A 15,187-nucleotide genomic window follows, 5' to 3' on the forward strand; every position below is an offset into this window, starting at 1 on the left:
CCCCGGCACCGACCGGCCGGTACTGGTACTCGCCGACCAACTGGGCCTCGCCGACCTGCTGGTGGCCCACCTCGCCGGACGCGGCCGCCGCACGGCCCGGGTCGACACCGGTACCGACAGCGGTACCGACAGCGCCCGGCTCGCCCCCGGCCACTACCGGATACGCGCCGGCCACCGCGAGGACCACACCTGGCTGGGCGCGGCCCTCGCCGAGGACGGGCTCGCCCCCGGGGAGATCGTGGACCTCACCACGTACGCGCCGCCCGAGCCGGCCGGCCCCCAGCCGCCCGTACCGGCCGGCACCGCCGGGCTGCTGCACCTCGTCCAGGCCCTCGCCGAGCGCCGTACCGGCGACGGCACCGAGGCCGGGGTCACCCTGCGCGTCGCGGGCCGCCACACCCAGCCCGCCGCCCCCGGCGACCTGCCGGAACCCGACCGGGCCGCGCGGCTGGCCCTGCTCACCAGCCTCGTCCAGGAACTGCCCTGGCTCACCGGCTCGCACCTCGACCTGCCCGCCGACGGGACCCCGGAGGCCGACCTGCCGCACCTGCTGGCGGAACTCGCCGCCCGCCCCGGCGAGCCGGAGGCCGCCGTACGCGACGGACACCGGCTCACCCCGCGCCTCGCGGCGCTGCCCGAGGCCCCCGCAGAGGCCGGGCCGCCGCTGCACCACGGCGGGCTGTACGTCGTCACCGGCGGGCTCGGCGGCCTGGGCGCCGAGATCTGCGCCCACCTGCTCGACGCCTACGACGCGCGGCTGCTGATCCTCGGCCGCACCCCGCTCACACCCGGCGCCCCGGCGCCGGACGACCCCGTCGCCCAGGCCCGGCTGGAGACCCTGCGCGCGCTGCGCGCCCGCAGCGAGCACGTGCTGTACGCGGCCGCCGACGTGTGCGACCCCGCAGGGGTGCGCGAGGCGCTGGACCGGGCGCGGGCCCGCTGGGGCCGGCGGCCCTGCGCGGTCCTGCACCTGGCCGGCACCTTCCGGCAGCAGTCGGCGCTCACCCTGCGGGCCGGGGACCTCGCCGAGGTGCTGGCGCCCAAGACCACCGGCACCCAGGTGCTGCTGGACTCCCTCGCGGACAGCCCCGATGCGGTCCTCATCGGCTTCTCGTCCGTCAACGGCGCCCTCGGCGGCGCGCTGGCCGGCGCCTACGCGGCGGCCAACGCCCACCTGGACGCCCGCGCCCACCGGTTGGCGGGTACGGCAGCGCGGGGGGAGCGCCCGGCGGCGCGCGTGCGCAGCCTCGCCTGGAGCCTGTGGGAGGAGACCGGCATGAGCCGGGGCCACCACCTGACCGAGCCCAGCCGGGCCCGCGGCTACCACCCCCTCGGGCGCGGCGAGGGACTGCGTTCGTTCCTGCACGCCCTGCGCCACGACGTGCCGCACGTGCTCATCGGGCTCGACCCCGGCAAGCCGTTCGTGCGCGGCCGGCTCGACGCGCCGGCCCGGCTGACGCACCGGCTGGTCGCGCACGGCCCGGCGCCGGCCGAGCGGCCCGGCACGCTGCCCGACCGCTACGGCCGGCCCACCAGCTGCGGGTCCGCCGCCGACACCGGCACCGGCGCCGCCGACCCCGCCGCAGCGCCCGCAGGCGCCGTCCAGGAGCTGGTGGCCCGCACGTGGTGCGAGGTGCTCCACCTCGACCGGGTCGACCCGCACGACAACTTCTTCGAACTCGGCGGCCACTCGCTGCACCTCTCCCGTGTGCACAGCCGGCTGGAGAAGGCGCTCCAGCAGGAGTTCTCGATGGTCGACCTCTTCCGGCACCCCACCGTCGCGAGCCTCGCCGCCTTCCTCGACACGCCCGCGGCCGAGCCGCCCACCCGCGGCGCGGCGCGGGAGCGGGCCGACCGCCGCGCCACGGCCCGCAACCGCCGGCGCTCCCGCTGAGATTCCCTCCTCGTGGGAACACATTCCCGGTACGGCCCGTTCCCTGTTGCCCCTCGACGAGAGGAACTCATGTTCAGCTCCAGTCGCTTCGTATCCGCCGCGGTCGCACTGCCCGTACGGGCCGCCGCCGTCCTCGGCGTCACCCTCGCCCTCGTGGCCGGAACGTCCGCCACGGCCCTGGCCGAGTCGCGGGCCGCTCCGCACGACGCCACCCAACGGGCGCTGGACGCGCTGCACACCGAGGGAGGCATGCCCGGCGTCGCCGCCGAGGCCGCCTCCCCCGAGGGCGGGTGGTTCGGCTCCGCCGGGTTCGCCGACACCGAGACGGAGCGCGCCCGTACCCCCGACGACCACATCCGGGCAGGCAGCCTGACCAAGACCGTGATCAGCGTGGTGCTGCTGCAACTGGAGGAGGAGGGCCGGCTGAGCCTCGACGACTCCGTGGAGAGCCGGCTGCCGGGTGTCCTGCAGGGCAACGGGAACGACGGGAACAAGGTCAGCATCCGGCAACTGCTCAACCACACCAGCGGCGTGCCGGACACCGTCTCCACCCCGGAGTGGCAGGAGTACATGAACGGTGCGGGCTTCCTGGCCCACCGCTACGAGACCCGTACCGCGCAGCAGATCCTGGACATGGCGCTCAAGTACGCGCCCGACTTCGAGCCCGGCACCGGCTGGAACTACTCCAACACCAACTATGTGCTGGCCGGCATGATCATCGACAAGGTCACCGGGCACAGCTACGCGACCGAGGCCGAGAACCGGGTGATCAAGCCGCTCGGGCTGAAGAACACCACGTTCCCCGGCACCGACCCGTCCATGCCCACGCCGCACCCGGTCGGCTACTCCAAGCTGTACGCACCCGACCCCGGGCCCGAGATCTACGACGCCACCGAGTACAACCCCGCCTGGTCCGGCGCCACCGGCGAGATGATCAGCACCTCCGGGGACCTGAACCGGTTCTACAGCGCCCTGATGAAGGGCGAACTGCTCGCGCCCGCACAGCAGAGGGCGCTGCTGACCACGGTGGACACGGGCACCTTCTACGACTACGGGCTCGGCGTGATCGTCCGCACGCTGTCCTGCGGCGTCAAGGTGTACGGCCACGACGGCATCGTCTGGGGCTCCCTGACCAGCGCGGCCACGACAGCCGACGGGAAGCACAGCCTGACCTTCCACCTCAACGGCGACTGGCTGGAGGACGGCAGCCTCTACGAGGGCGTCCTCGAAGCCGAGTTCTGCGGCGCGAAGTAACGTCACGACGTCACGACGTCACGACGTCACGACGTCACGACAGCATGACCACGTGACCGCATGACCGTCCGGCCCGGCCGGGATGAGCCCGCGCCGGGCCGGACGGCCGGGGGTGCGGTCCTGCGGGGTGACCCTCGCCACAGCACATCACGCTCCCGCCTCGCCGCCCGCGGCATCGCGGCGCTCGTTTTCGACGCCCTCGCCGACGCGCGCGTCGAAGAGGCCCGCTCCAGCGAGATGACCCGGGTGAGCTGGCTGCCCGCCACCACCCAGGCCACTCCGCCCCTCTGCGCGTTTATTAGCCGGATATTAGCCATCACCGTGTCTTGACGGTCCCCGCGATCCGGCGGCAGTGTGCTAGCTCATCCGCATTAGCCGTTGTCTCTCAGCCGCTACCCGGAACTAATGCGCATTAGCAGTGGGGGTGGATCATGACTGGAAAGGGAGCCTCACGGGCCCGCCGCGGTCGCCCGCGGCAGGCGGAGGTGGCCCGTCTGGCCGGGGTGTCCCAGACGACGGTTTCGCTGGTCCTCGGCGGCAACAAGCAGGGCATCACGCTGCACGAGGACACCCGGCGGCGGGTGCTGGCGGCGGCCCGGGAGCTGGGCTATGTGCCCGACCCGGCGGCCCGGCGGCTGGCCGCGGCCCGGAACAACCTGCTGGGCGTCTTCAGCTTCACCGCGACGTTCCCGACCGCCGTGGAGCACTCGTACTACCCGTTCCTCGTCGGCGTCGAGCAGGAGGCCGCGGCCCGCGGCTACGACCTGGTGCTGTTCACCGGCTCCAGCTCCGGCAGCCAGGCCGCCGCGCCCGGCGCGCTGGAGCGGGTGCGGCTCGCCGACGGCTGCCTCTTCCTCGGCCGCCATCTGCCCGCCGACGGGCTGCGCCGTCTGGTCGAGCACGGCTACCCGGCCGTCCACGTCGGCCGCCACGAGGAGCTGGCGGGCCTGGCGTGGGTCGGCGTGGACTACGTGGCCGCCAGCTTCGAGGTCGTCCGGCACCTGGAGGGGCTCGGCCACCGGAGAGTCGTCCTGGTCCGCGAGGACGACGAGGCCCCGGCCTCCACCGACCGCGAGCGCGGCTTCCGCTCCGGCCTCGCCGGACCGGGCGCCGGCGACGCGGTGGTGCGCACCGCCGACCCCGCGTCCGACATCACGCCCGGCTGGCTCCGCGCCCGCCTCGCCGAGGGCGTCACCGCCTTCGTCGCCGAGGAGACCGACACCGGCGCCGCCTGGCGGGCGTTGCTGGCCGCCGTCGACGGGGCCGGGCTCAGCGCCCCGGACGACCTCTCGCTCGCGCTGCTCGGCTCGCCGCCCGCCGACCTCGCCGCACGCCCGGAGCCCGCCGGCTTCGACATTCCCCGTGCCGCGCTCGGCGCGGCCGCCATCCGGATGCTCACCGCCCTCCTGGCCGGCGAGACGGCCGACGAGCCGCTGGTGGCCTGCGCGTTCCGCCCCGGCACGACGGCCGGCCCGCCACCGGCCGCTCCCTGACCCGTACCCCGGACCCGACCCGCACCCCGGACCCGTACCTCGACCCGTACCGCACCCCGTGTACCGCCGCTGCGTGCCGCAAGGAGACATGTGTCATGCCCATACCCATCGCTACCCCGGCCGAGACCGAGGTCCTCATCGTGGGCGGCGGCCTCGGCGGCGTGGCCGCGGCCCTCGCCGTCTGCGGCGCCGGGCGCACCGCCGTCCTGACCGAGGAGACCGACTGGATCGGCGGCCAGCTCACCGCGCAGGCGGTGCCGCCGGACGAGCACCCCTGGGTGGAGGAGTTCGGCGTCACCGCGAGCTACCGGGCGCTGCGCGAGGCGATACGCGAGCACTACCGCCGCTGGTATCCGCTGCGTGCCGAGGCGCTCGGCCTGCCGCGGCTGAACCCCGGCGCCGGCCGGGTCAGCAAGCTGTGCCACGAGCCGCGGGTCGCGCTCGCCGTGCTGGAGGCGATGCTCGCCCCGCACCGCGCCGCCGGCCGGCTCACCGTGCTCACCGAGCACCGCCCGGTCTCCGCCGACGCCGAAGGGGACACCGTACGGGCCGTCACCGTCGAGGACGTCCGCGACGGCGCCCGCCACACCGTCGCGGCCCCGTACGTCATCGACGCCACCGAGACCGGCGAGCTGCTGGAGCTGGCCGGCGTCGAGCACGCGCTCGGTGCCGAGAGCCGCGCGGAGCACGGCGAGCCGCATGCCCCGACGACCGCCGATCCGCTCAACCAGCAGGGCATCACCGTCTGCTTCGCGCTCTCCCACCACGAGGGCGAGGACCACACCCTCGACCGCCCGGACGGCTACGACTTCTGGCGCTCGTACCGGCCCGGCTTCTGGCCCGGCCCGCTGCTCGGCTTCCTCGCCCCCGACCCGCGCACGCTCGCGCCCGTGGAGCGCACCTTCGTGCCCAACCCGGACGTCGACCCGCTGGGCGTCACCGCCGACCAGAGCGCCGACGCCGGGGACAAGGAACTGTGGGGCTTCCGCCGCGTCCTGGCCCGCCGGATGCACCGCCCCGGCGCCTTCGACTCCGATGTCACTCTCGTCAACTGGCCGCTGAACGACTACTGGCTCAAGCCGCTCGTCGGCGCCGGTGCGGAGACCGCACGGCAGGCCCTCGCCGGGGCCCGGGAGCTGTCGCTGTCCGTCCTCCACTGGCTGCAGACCGAGGCCCCGCGCCCCGACGGCGGCACCGGCTTCCCGGGGCTGCGGCTCCGCCCCGATGTCACCGGCACCGCCGACGGGCTCGCCAAGTCGGCGTACGTGCGCGAGTCGCGCCGCATCAAGGCCGTCACCACCGTCACCGAGCACGACGTCGCCATCGACATCGCCGGACCCCACGCCACCCGGCACCGCGACTCCGTCGGCGTCGGCAGCTACCGCATCGACCTGCACCCGTCCACCGGCGGTGACAACTACGTCGACATCGGCTCGGCGCCCTATGAGATCCCGCTGGGGGCGCTCGTGCCGCGCCGGGTCCGCAATCTGCTGCCCGGCGGCAAGAACATCGGCACCACGCACGTCACCAACGGCTGCTACCGCCTCCACCCCGCGGAGTGGAACATCGGCGAGGTCGCCGGCGCGCTCGCCGCGCACTGCCTCGCCGAGGGAGTGCAGCCGCACCAGGTGCAGGCGGAGGACAAGAGGTTCGAGGAGTTCGCCCGGCTGCTCGACCGGTCCGGCGTACAGCGCCACTGGCCCGACGTCCGCGGCTACTAGCCGTGTCCGGCGGATGGTGCTGGGTCCGGGCTGCCCCCTGCTGCGCGTCGCAGCCTGCGGGTGCTCTGTGGCTGCGCGCGCAGTTCCCCGCGCCCCGCAGGGGGCGCTTCAGGGGCGCGGGGAACTGCGCGACCAGCCCACGGCTACAGCCGCAGTCCGCAGGACACGGGCAGGGGCAGGGGCAGCCCCGCCCCGTGCGGGTGCGTGCGTGGCCGGTCGTGCCCCGCGGCGGAGCCGCACATGAATGCAGCCCCGCGCCCCTGAAGCGCCATCCCACACAAGGAGGTGTTCTCTCATGGCCCCGCACCGCATCCGCGTCGGCATCGACGTGGGCGGAACCTTCACCGACGCCGTGGCGATCGACTCCGCCACGCTGCGGCTCGTCGCCCAGGTGAAGGTCCCGACCAGCCACCACCACGCCGACGGTGTCGCGCACGGCATCGTTGAGGCGCTGGACCGGCTGCTGAAGGACGTCGGGTGCGCGCCCGGCTCCGCCTCCGACAGCATCGCGTTCCTCGCTCACGGCACCACCCAGGCGACCAACGCCCTGCTCGAAGGGGACGTGGCCCCGGTCGGCCTCATCGGCATCGGCACCGGCCCCGGCGCCCTGCCCACCAAGCGCCTCGCCGGTCTGGCGCACCTCGAACTCACCCCCGGCAAGCGGCTCCCGCTGCACTACGCGCATGTCGCCGACCCCGACGACGCCCCGGCCGTGCGCACCGCCGTCGAGCGGGTCACCGCCGCGGGAGCGGAGGTGCTGGTCGCCAGCGAGCCGTTCAGCGTCGACCTCCCGGACGGGGAGCAGGCGGTGCTGGACGCGGCACGCTCCGCCACGCTGCCGATGACGGCCGCGCACGAGATCACCTCCCTGTACGGGCTGCGCAAGCGCACCCGCACCGCCGTCGTCAACGCCGCGATCCTGCCGAGGATGCTGGCCACCGCCGACCTCGTGGACTCCGGCATCACGGCGGCCGGGGTGCGCACCCCGCTGATGGTGATGCGCTGCGACGGCGGTGTGATGTCGCTGGACGAGATGCGGCGGCGCCCCCTGCTGACCGTGCTGTCCGGGCCGGCCGCCGGAGTGGCGGGTGCGCTGATGCAGGAACGGGTCAGCGAGGGCGTGTTCCTGGAGACCGGCGGGACGTCGACCGATATCAGCGTGGTCCGCCGCGGCAAGGTCGCGGTCCGGCACGCCACGATCCTCGGCAAGTCCTCGTATCTGTCCGCGCTCGATGTGCGCACGGTCGGCGTCGGCGGCGGATCGATGGTGCGGACCGGCACCGGTCAGCGCGGGCGGTCCGTGCACGCCGTCGGCCCGCGCAGCGCGCACATCGCCGGCCTCCCGTACGCCTGCTTCGCCGACCCGGAGGACCTGCGGGACGCACGGCTGGCCACCGTCAGCCCGCTCGCAGGCGACCCGGACGACTACGCCGTACTGGACGCCGCAGGCGGCCGTTTCGCCCTCACCATGACCTGCGCGGCCAACGCCCTGGGCCGGGTTCCGGAGGGCGACTTCGCCGCCGCGGACCCGGAGACGGCCCGTTCGGCGCTGGCACCGCTGGCCGAGGCGCTGGGCACGGACGTCGCGGGCGCCGCGCGGCAGGTCCTGGACGCGGGGGTGCGGCAGGTCCGGGACGTCGTGGACACGATGATCGGCGACTACGGCCTCGACCGCGACACCGCCGTCCTCGTCGGTGGCGGAGGCGGCGCGGCGGCCGTCACCCCGCACCTCGCGGCGGACACCGGCCTCACCGGCCGGATCGCCGCGCACAGCGAGGTCATCAGCCCGATCGGCGTCGCGCTGGCGCTGGTCAGAGAGCAGATCGAGCGGATCATCCCGGGCGCCACCCAGGAGCAGATCCTCGGCGTCCGGGGCGAGGCGGAGGCCGCTGTCGTCGCGCAGGGAGCGGCCCCGTCGGCGGTGGAGGTGGAGGTCACCGTCGACCCGCAGACCAACACCGTACGGGCGGTGGCCACCGGCGCCACCGAACTGCGCGCCCAGGACCGCACCCGCCGCGCGGACGACGCCGAGCGCCTCTCGGCCGCCGCGGCCAGCCTGAAGACCGACCCGTCGGCGGTCGAGATCCTCGCCGGCACCGCCGCGCACACCGTCTACGGCACCGAGCGGCGCCGCCGCTTCCGCAGACCCCGGCACCCCGTCCGGGTCCTCGACGGGGACGGCGTCGTACGTCTGCACGCCGCCGACGCGCGCGTCGCGTCCACCACGGTCGGCGAGGCACCGGAGCTGCTGACCCGGCTGGTCCGCGAGTTCACCGCCTACGGCGACGGCGGCGTCCGCGCCCCCGCCGTCCGGCTGCTGATCGGCGCCCGCATCGCGGACCTCTCGGGCGTCCTGGACACCGAGCCGCTGCTCGCGCTGGCCCGGAGCGAGCTGCGCTCGCGCGCGGCGGACGAGCCGGTGGTGGCGGTTGTGGAGGCCCGCTCATGACGGCCGCGGTGACGGGTCCGCCGAGCCTGCGCAACGGGCTGTCCGCGGCGCGCTCGGGCGCGCTGCGGGAGACCTGCGCACGGCTGGCGGAGGCGGACGACGCGGAGTTCGGCGTCCGGCTGCTGGGCAACACCCCCACGCACGAGGCCCGCGGCCCGGAGGAGCTGGAGCGCTGGGCGGAGGCGGCGACGGCGTTCGGCACGGAACTCGCCGCCCGCGCCGGCCCGCACGGCGGTGCGGGCCGGACCGGCGCGCGGGTCGTCGAACGCGACGGCGGGCTCGACGCGTTGCTGCTCGCCCGCTACGTCTCCCGGCCCGTGCCCACCGTCGAGCTGTACACCGACACCCTCGCGCTGGGCGAGGAACTCGCCGGGTGGCTCGGCTGGCGCACGTGGTTCGCCGCCGGGGCGCTGCGCGGCGCGGCCCTCGCGCACGAGGAGGCGCACTGCCTGCTGCACGGCGACGCCGCGCTGCGGCGCGCGCTGCGCGACCGGCTCGGGCACTCCGCGCTGCGGCTCGGCCGGCTGCGCATACCCGGCCACGTCGCCGGCGCCGACGAGCTGGCCGCACACGCGTACGCAGCAGCCCGCTGCGGCCTCGGACGCACCCCGCTACTGCTCACCGCCGCGCTGGCGAGCGCGGTCCGGGCCCTCGGAGAGGACTGAGGCACCGCCCATGGGAATCGTCATTCTGCTGCTCATGCTCGCGGGCGTCGGGCTGATGCTCGCCCGCAAACTGCCCACCGCCTTCGCCCTGGTGCTGCTGGGCGTGGCCATAGCCGCCGTCTCCGGCGCCCCGCTGACCGGCAAGGACAGCATCGTCGACACCGTCCTCCAAGAGGGTTCGGTGACGCTGGCCGCCACCATGCTCGCCGTGCTCATCGGGTCCTGGCTCGGCAAGCTGATGGAGGAGACCGGCATCGCCGGCACCCTGGTGCGCAAGATCGTCGAGTTCGGCGGCGACCGCCCCACGGTGGTCGCGCTGGGGGTGCTCGCCGTCTCGGCGCTCATCGGCACGGTCACCGGCTCCGCGCCCGCCGCCATGATGGCGGGCATCATCGGCATCCCCGCGATGATCGCGGTCGGCGTGCCCAAGACCACGGCGGCCGGCACCATCCTGATGGGCATCGCCGCCGGCATGCCGTTCGAGCTGCCGGTGTGGCAGTTCTTCTCCACCGCGCTCGATCTGCCCGTCGACACGGTGCGGGGCTTCATGCTGAAGCTCTTCCCCTTCGCCGCGGCCTTCGCCGTCCTCTTCGTCCTCGTCGAGTCCCGCCGCCGGGGCGTCGCGCACACCTGGTCGCTGACCTCGGCCGACGAGCGCCCGAGCGGCGGCGCGCGGCGCCGCAGCCGCGCCCGCCGGCTCGGCGACGCGCCGTGGTACGCGCTGCTCGCTCCCGCCGTACCGCTCGTTCTCGCACTCGGCTTCGAGCTGGCCATCATCCCGTCGATGCTGGCGGGCGTGCTGTACGCGCTGGCGACCACCACCCGGCCGCGGGAGATGAACAAGCGGCTGCTGCGCACCCTCTACGCCGCCTTCGAGGTCGCGGCGCCGCCCATCGCACTCTTCGTGGCGATCGGCATCCTGCTGGCCGCCGTCAAGCTCCCCGGCGCGGTCGAGGCGCTCGACCCGCTGGTCAAAGCGGTCAGCCCGGCCAACCCCTTCGTCTTCGTCCTGGTCTTCACGGTGCTGGCGCCGCTGTGCCTGTACCGCGGCCCGCTCAACGTCTACGGCCTCGGCGCGGGCATCGCCGGGGTGCTCATCTCCGCCGGCATCTACCCGGCCACCGCGGTACTGGGCCTGACCGCCTCGTACAACCAGGTCTTCGGCGTCGCCGACCCCACCAGCACCCAGACCGTGTGGGCGGCGCAGTACTCCGGCGTCAGCCCGCAGCAGGTGATGGTGCGCACCCTGCCGTACGTGTGGTGCGTCGCGCTCGGCGGCCTGTGCGTCACCGCCGCCACCCGACTGTGACAACCCGCCCCCGACACCCGAAGGAGCCCCAACCCATGACACTCGACCGCCGCAGCTTCCTGCGAACTGCCACCGCCGCCTCGGCCGCCACAGCGGGCGGAGCCCTGTTCGCGCTGACCGGGCCGGGCGGCGCGGCCACCGCCCTCGCGGCCCCCGGCGGCTTCCCCGACTACCGCTATGTGCGCACCCTGCTGACCGCGGACCAGCTCGCCTACAACCCCACCGGCGAGATCATCTTCCCCTGTGTGCGGGGCGTCTACGACAGGCTCAACGCGCCGCTGGGCCGCTACTACCTCTACTACGCCCCGCACGACAAGCCCGGCGGCATCTGCCTCGCCTACGGCGACTCGCTGGAGGGGCCGTTCACCGAGTACCCGTGCAACCCGATCGTGTCCCGCGACTGGGCGCCGCACTACAGCGTCAGCCACGTCTCGTCCCCGCACGTCATGTGGCACGCCCAACGCCGCGAGCTGTGGCTGTACTTCCACGGCGAGAACAACACGACCCGGCTCGCCCGCTCCACGGACGGCATCCGCTTCGGATACGACAAGACCGTACTGACCACCGCGATGCTGCCCAAGGGCACCGCCGAGAGCTCGTACGCGCGGGTCTTCCCGTACGACCTGCCGGGCCGCGGCGCCCGCTACGTCATGGTGTTCATGCGCCGGCACAGCACCGAGGACCACCGCGACATCGGCTGGGGCTGGTCGGCGGACGGCCGCGACTGGGAGTTCGACCAGGAGCCGCTCATCCACCACGCCGACGTCGGCGCGGCGAACCTGTCCGGCCCGCACCTGCTGGAGCGGAACGGCCGCACCTACGTCGTCTACCACACCGACAAGGAGAGCGGCGGCGACATCCGCATCACCGAGGTCGGCGCCGACTTCTCCCGCCGCGACCACCTCGGCGTCTTCTACGACTCCGGCACCGCACCGCCCGAGAGCGGGCGCGCCGCCGCACCGGCCTTCGGCACGGACCGCGGCGTCCCGTACATGATCTACGAGGCCGGCGACCGGCTCGCCGGCTCCATCGCGGTGGCCCGCGGCTGACCCCCGCGCCGCGCCCAGCCCGTCACTCGTGCCCCTCAGCGGCCGCCGGCGACCGGTCCGGCGAGCTCGCCGCGCACGACGGCGCTGGGCGCTGGCCTCCCTCGCGCTGTGGTGGTCATCGCGTGATCTGGACTCGCGGGCGAGGGAGCCGGAGGAACAGCTTGCGCGTCTGCGTGGCGGCCCAGGGGCGTGACCCTGGGGCGACCCTGGGGCGGAGGGCAGCCCGACCGCGCCACTCCGCGTACCGGCCGGCATCACTGGCCGAGGGCGCTGACGCGCAGGGTGTAGCCCCGGCCGCGCCGTACGGTCACGCCCTGGTCGAGCGCGGCCCGCTCGGCATCGTCCGTCCAGTTCGGCGGTGCGGAGGAAGTCGGCGGCCTGACCCGGCATGTCGAGGGCGACCGGCGAGGTCACCGGTAGGCGCGCGACGGCAACGACGGCGTCGAGCCCACCGGCTAACCCCGAGCGACCTCAGCGGTGTGCGCGGGGGCGTAGCGCTCGCCCATCACCTGGCCGCTCAGCGGGTCCAGCGCGGCCAGCGCCTCGGCGTCCAGGGCGAGCTCCAGCGCGGCCGCGTTCTGCTCCAGCCGGGCCGGGCTGCGGGTGCCCGGAATGGCCGCCACCGCCACCCCGAGCTGCTCGGCCTGGGCGTACACCCAGGCCAGCGCCACCTGGGCCGGGGTGGCACCCAGCCGGTCGGCCACCCCGCGCACGGTCTGCGCGATCTCCTCGTTGGCCTCGCCCGCCTCGCCGGCGAAGCGGGGGTTGGTGCGCCGGAAGTCCTTCTCGTCCAGTGCGGAGCGGTCCAGGGTGCCGGTCAGGAACCCCCGCCCCAGCGGCGAGTACGGCACCAGCCCGACCCCCAGCTCGGCCATCACCGGGGTGACCGCCTCGACGTCCCGGGTCCACAGCGAGTACTCGCTCTGCACCGCGGTGATCGGGTGCACCGCGTGCGCCCGGCGCAGCAGCTCGCCGTCGACCTCGGACAGGCCCAGATGGCGGACCTTGCCCGCCTCGACCAGCTCGGCCATCGCCCCGACGGTCTCCTCGATCTCCACGTCCTGGGGCGGGCGGTGGGCGTAGTACAGATCGATCACCTCGACGCCCAGCCGCAGCAGCGAGGCGTCGCAGGAGCGCAGCACGTAGTCCCGGGCACCGCGGATGCGGCGTGCCCGGTTCCCGGCGCTGCGGTCGATGCCGAACTTGGTGGCCAGCTGCACCTGGTCCCGGCGGCCGTGGATGGCCCGGCCCACCAGCACCTCGTTGTGCCCGGTGCCGTAGGCGTCGGCGGTGTCCAGGAACGTGATGCCCAGCTCCAGGGCCCGGTCGATGGTGGCCAGGCCGCCGTCCCAGTCGGCGGCGCCGTAGTTCTCGCTCATCCCCATGCACCCCAGGCCCATCGTGCTGACGGTGAGACCGGGCGAGCCGAGCGTGGTTCGGGTCAACATGCGCGGATACTCCTCCTGCCCGGCGGACCGGACGGTACCTCAAGGGGTGACGAACGCCTCCGAAACTAGGATTTGGAGCGCGCTCGAAGTCAAGCCGGAGGACCGGCCCCCGCCGGCGGTCAGGCGCACCGGTCCCGGACGACCGGGACCACCGCCCCCTGTGGGATGCGGGATGGCGCTGGATCGGCCCGGACCTCATGTCCGGGGCCCAGGAGCCCCGCGCGCTCACGCCGCTGCGTCACCGCTGTGTTCACGGCTCCGTCTGCCTCCCCTACAGCCCGGCCGCTGGCTCGTCGGCGTCCACTCCACGGCCGGCCTCGCACATCTGGCCGACGGCCAGGCCCCGCCATCCCGTGCAAACCGAGGATCGGCGCGTTCGGCAGCATCCGCTCCAGCTCGGCGTGCGGCTCCTCGGCCTCGCCGGGGATGTCCTCCGCACTCAGCGGAGAGATGACCAGCTCACCCTCCTCGTTGAGCCGGACCGGCCCGTCACCCTTCTCCGGGGCCTCCGCCGGGTCCGTCAGCGCCCCGTCGAGTTCGTCCCGCACCAGCGCGAGGGCCTCACCGGCATCAGGGCTCTTGCCGACCAGGCGGCAGAACTCCGGCACGTACACATCCCCCGAGCGCAGCCCGTCGCGCACCGCGAGCAGCGTGCACAGCTCCCAGTAATGCCGGAAAGCGGTCGCATCCCCCTTCGCCGCGGCCTCATCCAGGTAGCCCTGCCAGCGGGCCGGCACGAACGCGGTCGGGGCGCCGTCGGGGACGTTGCGGGCGCCAGTGGCGTTCAGCTCCCGCAGGATGCCCAGCGCCTCGATCCAGGCCCCGCAGGAACCGCAGCTTCTCCACCTCGCCGCCCACACTGTTGGGCGACGCCTGCACCGGCCCGGTCACCAGCCAGTTCAGGCGCGTGGACTTCAGTTCCGGAGCGACGACCAGCAGCTCGTCCAGGCCGCGGGCCCGCTCCTTGGTCAGCAGGTGCGCTACGCGGGCATGGGTCTCCCGTTCGGCGGTCTGCCGGGCCGGGCCGGCCCTCTCCAGCAGCGTGACCACACCGGGCCGAATCACCTTCGCCGAGCGCCAGCCCGGATGCTCCGCCACCTGAGTAGCGGATCAGCTCTTCCTTCCCGATCGCCGGGAATGCGCGCAGGGCCTCCAGCTCCTCCTCGGAGAACACCCGCGTCGCCATCGCTCTGCCCCTCCCGTCACCGGATCCACCCGTTCAGCTCAACCTTGCTTGAGTGACGTAGGCGCCGTAGTCGATCACCCAGACGTCAGTCGGTCCGGCTCGGGATCTTGCGGTCTCGGGCCCGCATTGCGGCAGGGTCGGGTGCCGGCGCTCAACGCGGGCTGTGCCGGCTCCGGTAGGCCGCGACGCTGGCCCGGTGTGCGCAGGTTCGGGTGCAGTACTGCTTCGAGCCGTTGCGCGAGAGGTCCACGAAAGTGGCCCGGCAGGTCGGCCCGGCGCATACGCCGAGACGAGCGGGACCGAGCGTGGCGATCACGGAGGCCAGTGCGCTGAGCGTAGTCGCGGCAAGGTGCGCCGAGCAGCGGTCGGTGTCGGAGGTCACCTCGGTCCACCAGCGGCTGTCCTCGTGGCGCAGTACCGGGGTGGCGCGGCTGCGACGCAGACCGTCGTTGATCAGAGCCGCAGCTTCGACCGCGTCCGCGTTCGCCCGTTCGAGCACCTCGCGCACCGTCTCGCGCAACGCGCGGACTTCCGCCAGGTCGGCGCGGGTGAGATGCCGCGGACCGGTCCCTTGGTTCGCGGCCGAACCCGGAGGCTCAGCCGCGGGATGGTCGTCGAGGAAGTCCCGGAGCTGCTCCACGGTCTCAAGCGCGTCCTCTCCCTTGATCGGCCTCAAGGTGTTGGCCAGGTCGACGGCCGTCTGGACCACCCATGGGCTG

Annotated in this window: 13 protein-coding genes; 9 read left to right on the forward strand and 4 right to left on the reverse strand. The window is 74.3% G+C overall.

All coding sequences use genetic code 11. The features are described from left to right. The 9 genes from G5C65_RS05305 to G5C65_RS05345 form a co-directional block, all read left to right on the forward strand. Positions 1 to 1,894, forward strand: a 1,894-nt coding sequence (locus tag G5C65_RS05305; protein WP_165297441.1) for a beta-ketoacyl reductase, incomplete at its 5' end; no start/stop codon positions are given. Between the two features lie 69 nt (positions 1,895 to 1,963). Beyond that, on the forward strand, positions 1,964 to 3,148 hold the full coding sequence (locus tag G5C65_RS05310) for a serine hydrolase domain-containing protein (RefSeq protein WP_165297442.1): 1,185 nt from the start codon (positions 1,964 to 1,966) through the stop codon (positions 3,146 to 3,148). Between the two features lie 60 nt (positions 3,149 to 3,208). Then, entirely contained in the window at positions 3,209 to 3,478 is a 270-nt protein-coding gene (locus tag G5C65_RS05315) for a hypothetical protein (RefSeq protein WP_165297440.1), read from the forward strand. A 101-nt stretch (positions 3,479 to 3,579) separates the two neighbouring features. Beyond that, positions 3,580 to 4,641: a LacI family DNA-binding transcriptional regulator gene (locus tag G5C65_RS05320; RefSeq protein ID WP_165297443.1), complete on the forward strand. Its 1,062-nt coding sequence runs from the start codon at positions 3,580 to 3,582 to the stop codon at positions 4,639 to 4,641. Positions 4,642 to 4,736: 95 nt separating this feature from the next. Continuing rightward, complete coding sequence (locus G5C65_RS05325; protein WP_165297444.1) at positions 4,737 to 6,362, forward strand: FAD-dependent oxidoreductase; 1,626 nt, start codon at positions 4,737 to 4,739, stop codon at positions 6,360 to 6,362. Positions 6,363 to 6,657: 295 nt separating this feature from the next. Beyond that, the gene (locus G5C65_RS05330; RefSeq protein WP_165297445.1) at positions 6,658 to 8,811 is read left to right on the forward strand and encodes a hydantoinase/oxoprolinase family protein; all 2,154 of its coding nucleotides are present in this window, start codon (positions 6,658 to 6,660) and stop codon (positions 8,809 to 8,811) included. Then, a complete protein-coding gene (locus G5C65_RS05335; RefSeq protein ID WP_241265564.1) occupies positions 8,808 to 9,476 on the forward strand; it encodes a hypothetical protein in 669 nt (222 codons plus the stop codon). The genes G5C65_RS05330 and G5C65_RS05335 overlap by 4 nt, the downstream gene beginning before the upstream one ends. A gap of 10 nt (positions 9,477 to 9,486) precedes the next feature. Beyond that, positions 9,487 to 10,785 carry a TRAP transporter large permease subunit gene (locus tag G5C65_RS05340; protein ID WP_165297446.1) on the forward strand — a complete coding sequence of 433 codons (1,299 nt, stop codon included), beginning with the start codon at positions 9,487 to 9,489 and terminating at the stop codon, positions 10,783 to 10,785. 35 nt (positions 10,786 to 10,820) lie between these two features. Then, entirely contained in the window at positions 10,821 to 11,834 is a 1,014-nt protein-coding gene (locus tag G5C65_RS05345) for a glycoside hydrolase family protein (protein WP_165297447.1), read from the forward strand. A gap of 455 nt (positions 11,835 to 12,289) precedes the next feature. On the opposite strand, the gene G5C65_RS05350 is transcribed toward G5C65_RS05345, so the two are convergent. The 4 genes from G5C65_RS05350 to G5C65_RS05365 all read right to left on the reverse strand — a co-directional run bounded on the left by G5C65_RS05350 (position 12,290) and on the right by G5C65_RS05365 (position 15,177). After that, positions 12,290 to 13,282, reverse strand: a complete 993-nt coding sequence (locus tag G5C65_RS05350; RefSeq protein WP_165297448.1) for an aldo/keto reductase — start codon at positions 13,280 to 13,282, stop codon at positions 12,290 to 12,292. Between the two features lie 119 nt (positions 13,283 to 13,401). After that, positions 13,402 to 14,019: a hypothetical protein gene (locus G5C65_RS05355; protein ID WP_165297449.1), complete on the reverse strand. Its 618-nt coding sequence runs from the start codon at positions 14,017 to 14,019 to the stop codon at positions 13,402 to 13,404. After that, the gene (locus G5C65_RS05360) at positions 13,988 to 14,380 is read right to left on the reverse strand and encodes a hypothetical protein (protein WP_165297450.1); all 393 of its coding nucleotides are present in this window, start codon (positions 14,378 to 14,380) and stop codon (positions 13,988 to 13,990) included. Before G5C65_RS05360 ends, G5C65_RS05355 begins: the two co-directional genes overlap by 32 nt. Positions 14,381 to 14,619: 239 nt before the next feature. Further along, positions 14,620 to 15,177 (reverse strand): CGNR zinc finger domain-containing protein, encoded by a 558-nt coding sequence (locus G5C65_RS05365; protein WP_338146243.1) that lies wholly within the window; start codon positions 15,175 to 15,177, stop codon positions 14,620 to 14,622. Positions 15,178 to 15,187: the final 10 nt, after the last annotated feature.

The sequence above is a fragment of the Streptomyces boncukensis genome (assembly GCF_011045075.1).
Classification (GTDB): Bacteria; Actinomycetota; Actinomycetes; order Streptomycetales; family Streptomycetaceae; genus Streptomyces; species Streptomyces boncukensis.

Bases quoted from the DNA above. Each gene is read 5' to 3' on its own strand.
- G5C65_RS05310 (WP_165297442.1), top strand. From the start codon at position 1,964: ATGTTCAGCTCCAGTCGCTTCGTATCCGCCGCGGTCGCACTGCCCGTA.
- G5C65_RS05315 (WP_165297440.1), top strand. From the start codon at position 3,209: ATGACCGTCCGGCCCGGCCGGGATGAGCCCGCGCCGGGCCGGACGGCC.
- G5C65_RS05320 (WP_165297443.1), top strand. From the start codon at position 3,580: ATGACTGGAAAGGGAGCCTCACGGGCCCGCCGCGGTCGCCCGCGGCAG.
- G5C65_RS05325 (WP_165297444.1), top strand. From the start codon at position 4,737: ATGCCCATACCCATCGCTACCCCGGCCGAGACCGAGGTCCTCATCGTG.
- G5C65_RS05330 (WP_165297445.1), top strand. From the start codon at position 6,658: ATGGCCCCGCACCGCATCCGCGTCGGCATCGACGTGGGCGGAACCTTC.
- G5C65_RS05335 (WP_241265564.1), top strand. From the start codon at position 8,808: ATGACGGCCGCGGTGACGGGTCCGCCGAGCCTGCGCAACGGGCTGTCC.
- G5C65_RS05340 (WP_165297446.1), top strand. From the start codon at position 9,487: ATGGGAATCGTCATTCTGCTGCTCATGCTCGCGGGCGTCGGGCTGATG.
- G5C65_RS05345 (WP_165297447.1), top strand. From the start codon at position 10,821: ATGACACTCGACCGCCGCAGCTTCCTGCGAACTGCCACCGCCGCCTCG.
- G5C65_RS05350 (WP_165297448.1), bottom strand. From the start codon at position 13,282: ATGTTGACCCGAACCACGCTCGGCTCGCCCGGTCTCACCGTCAGCACG.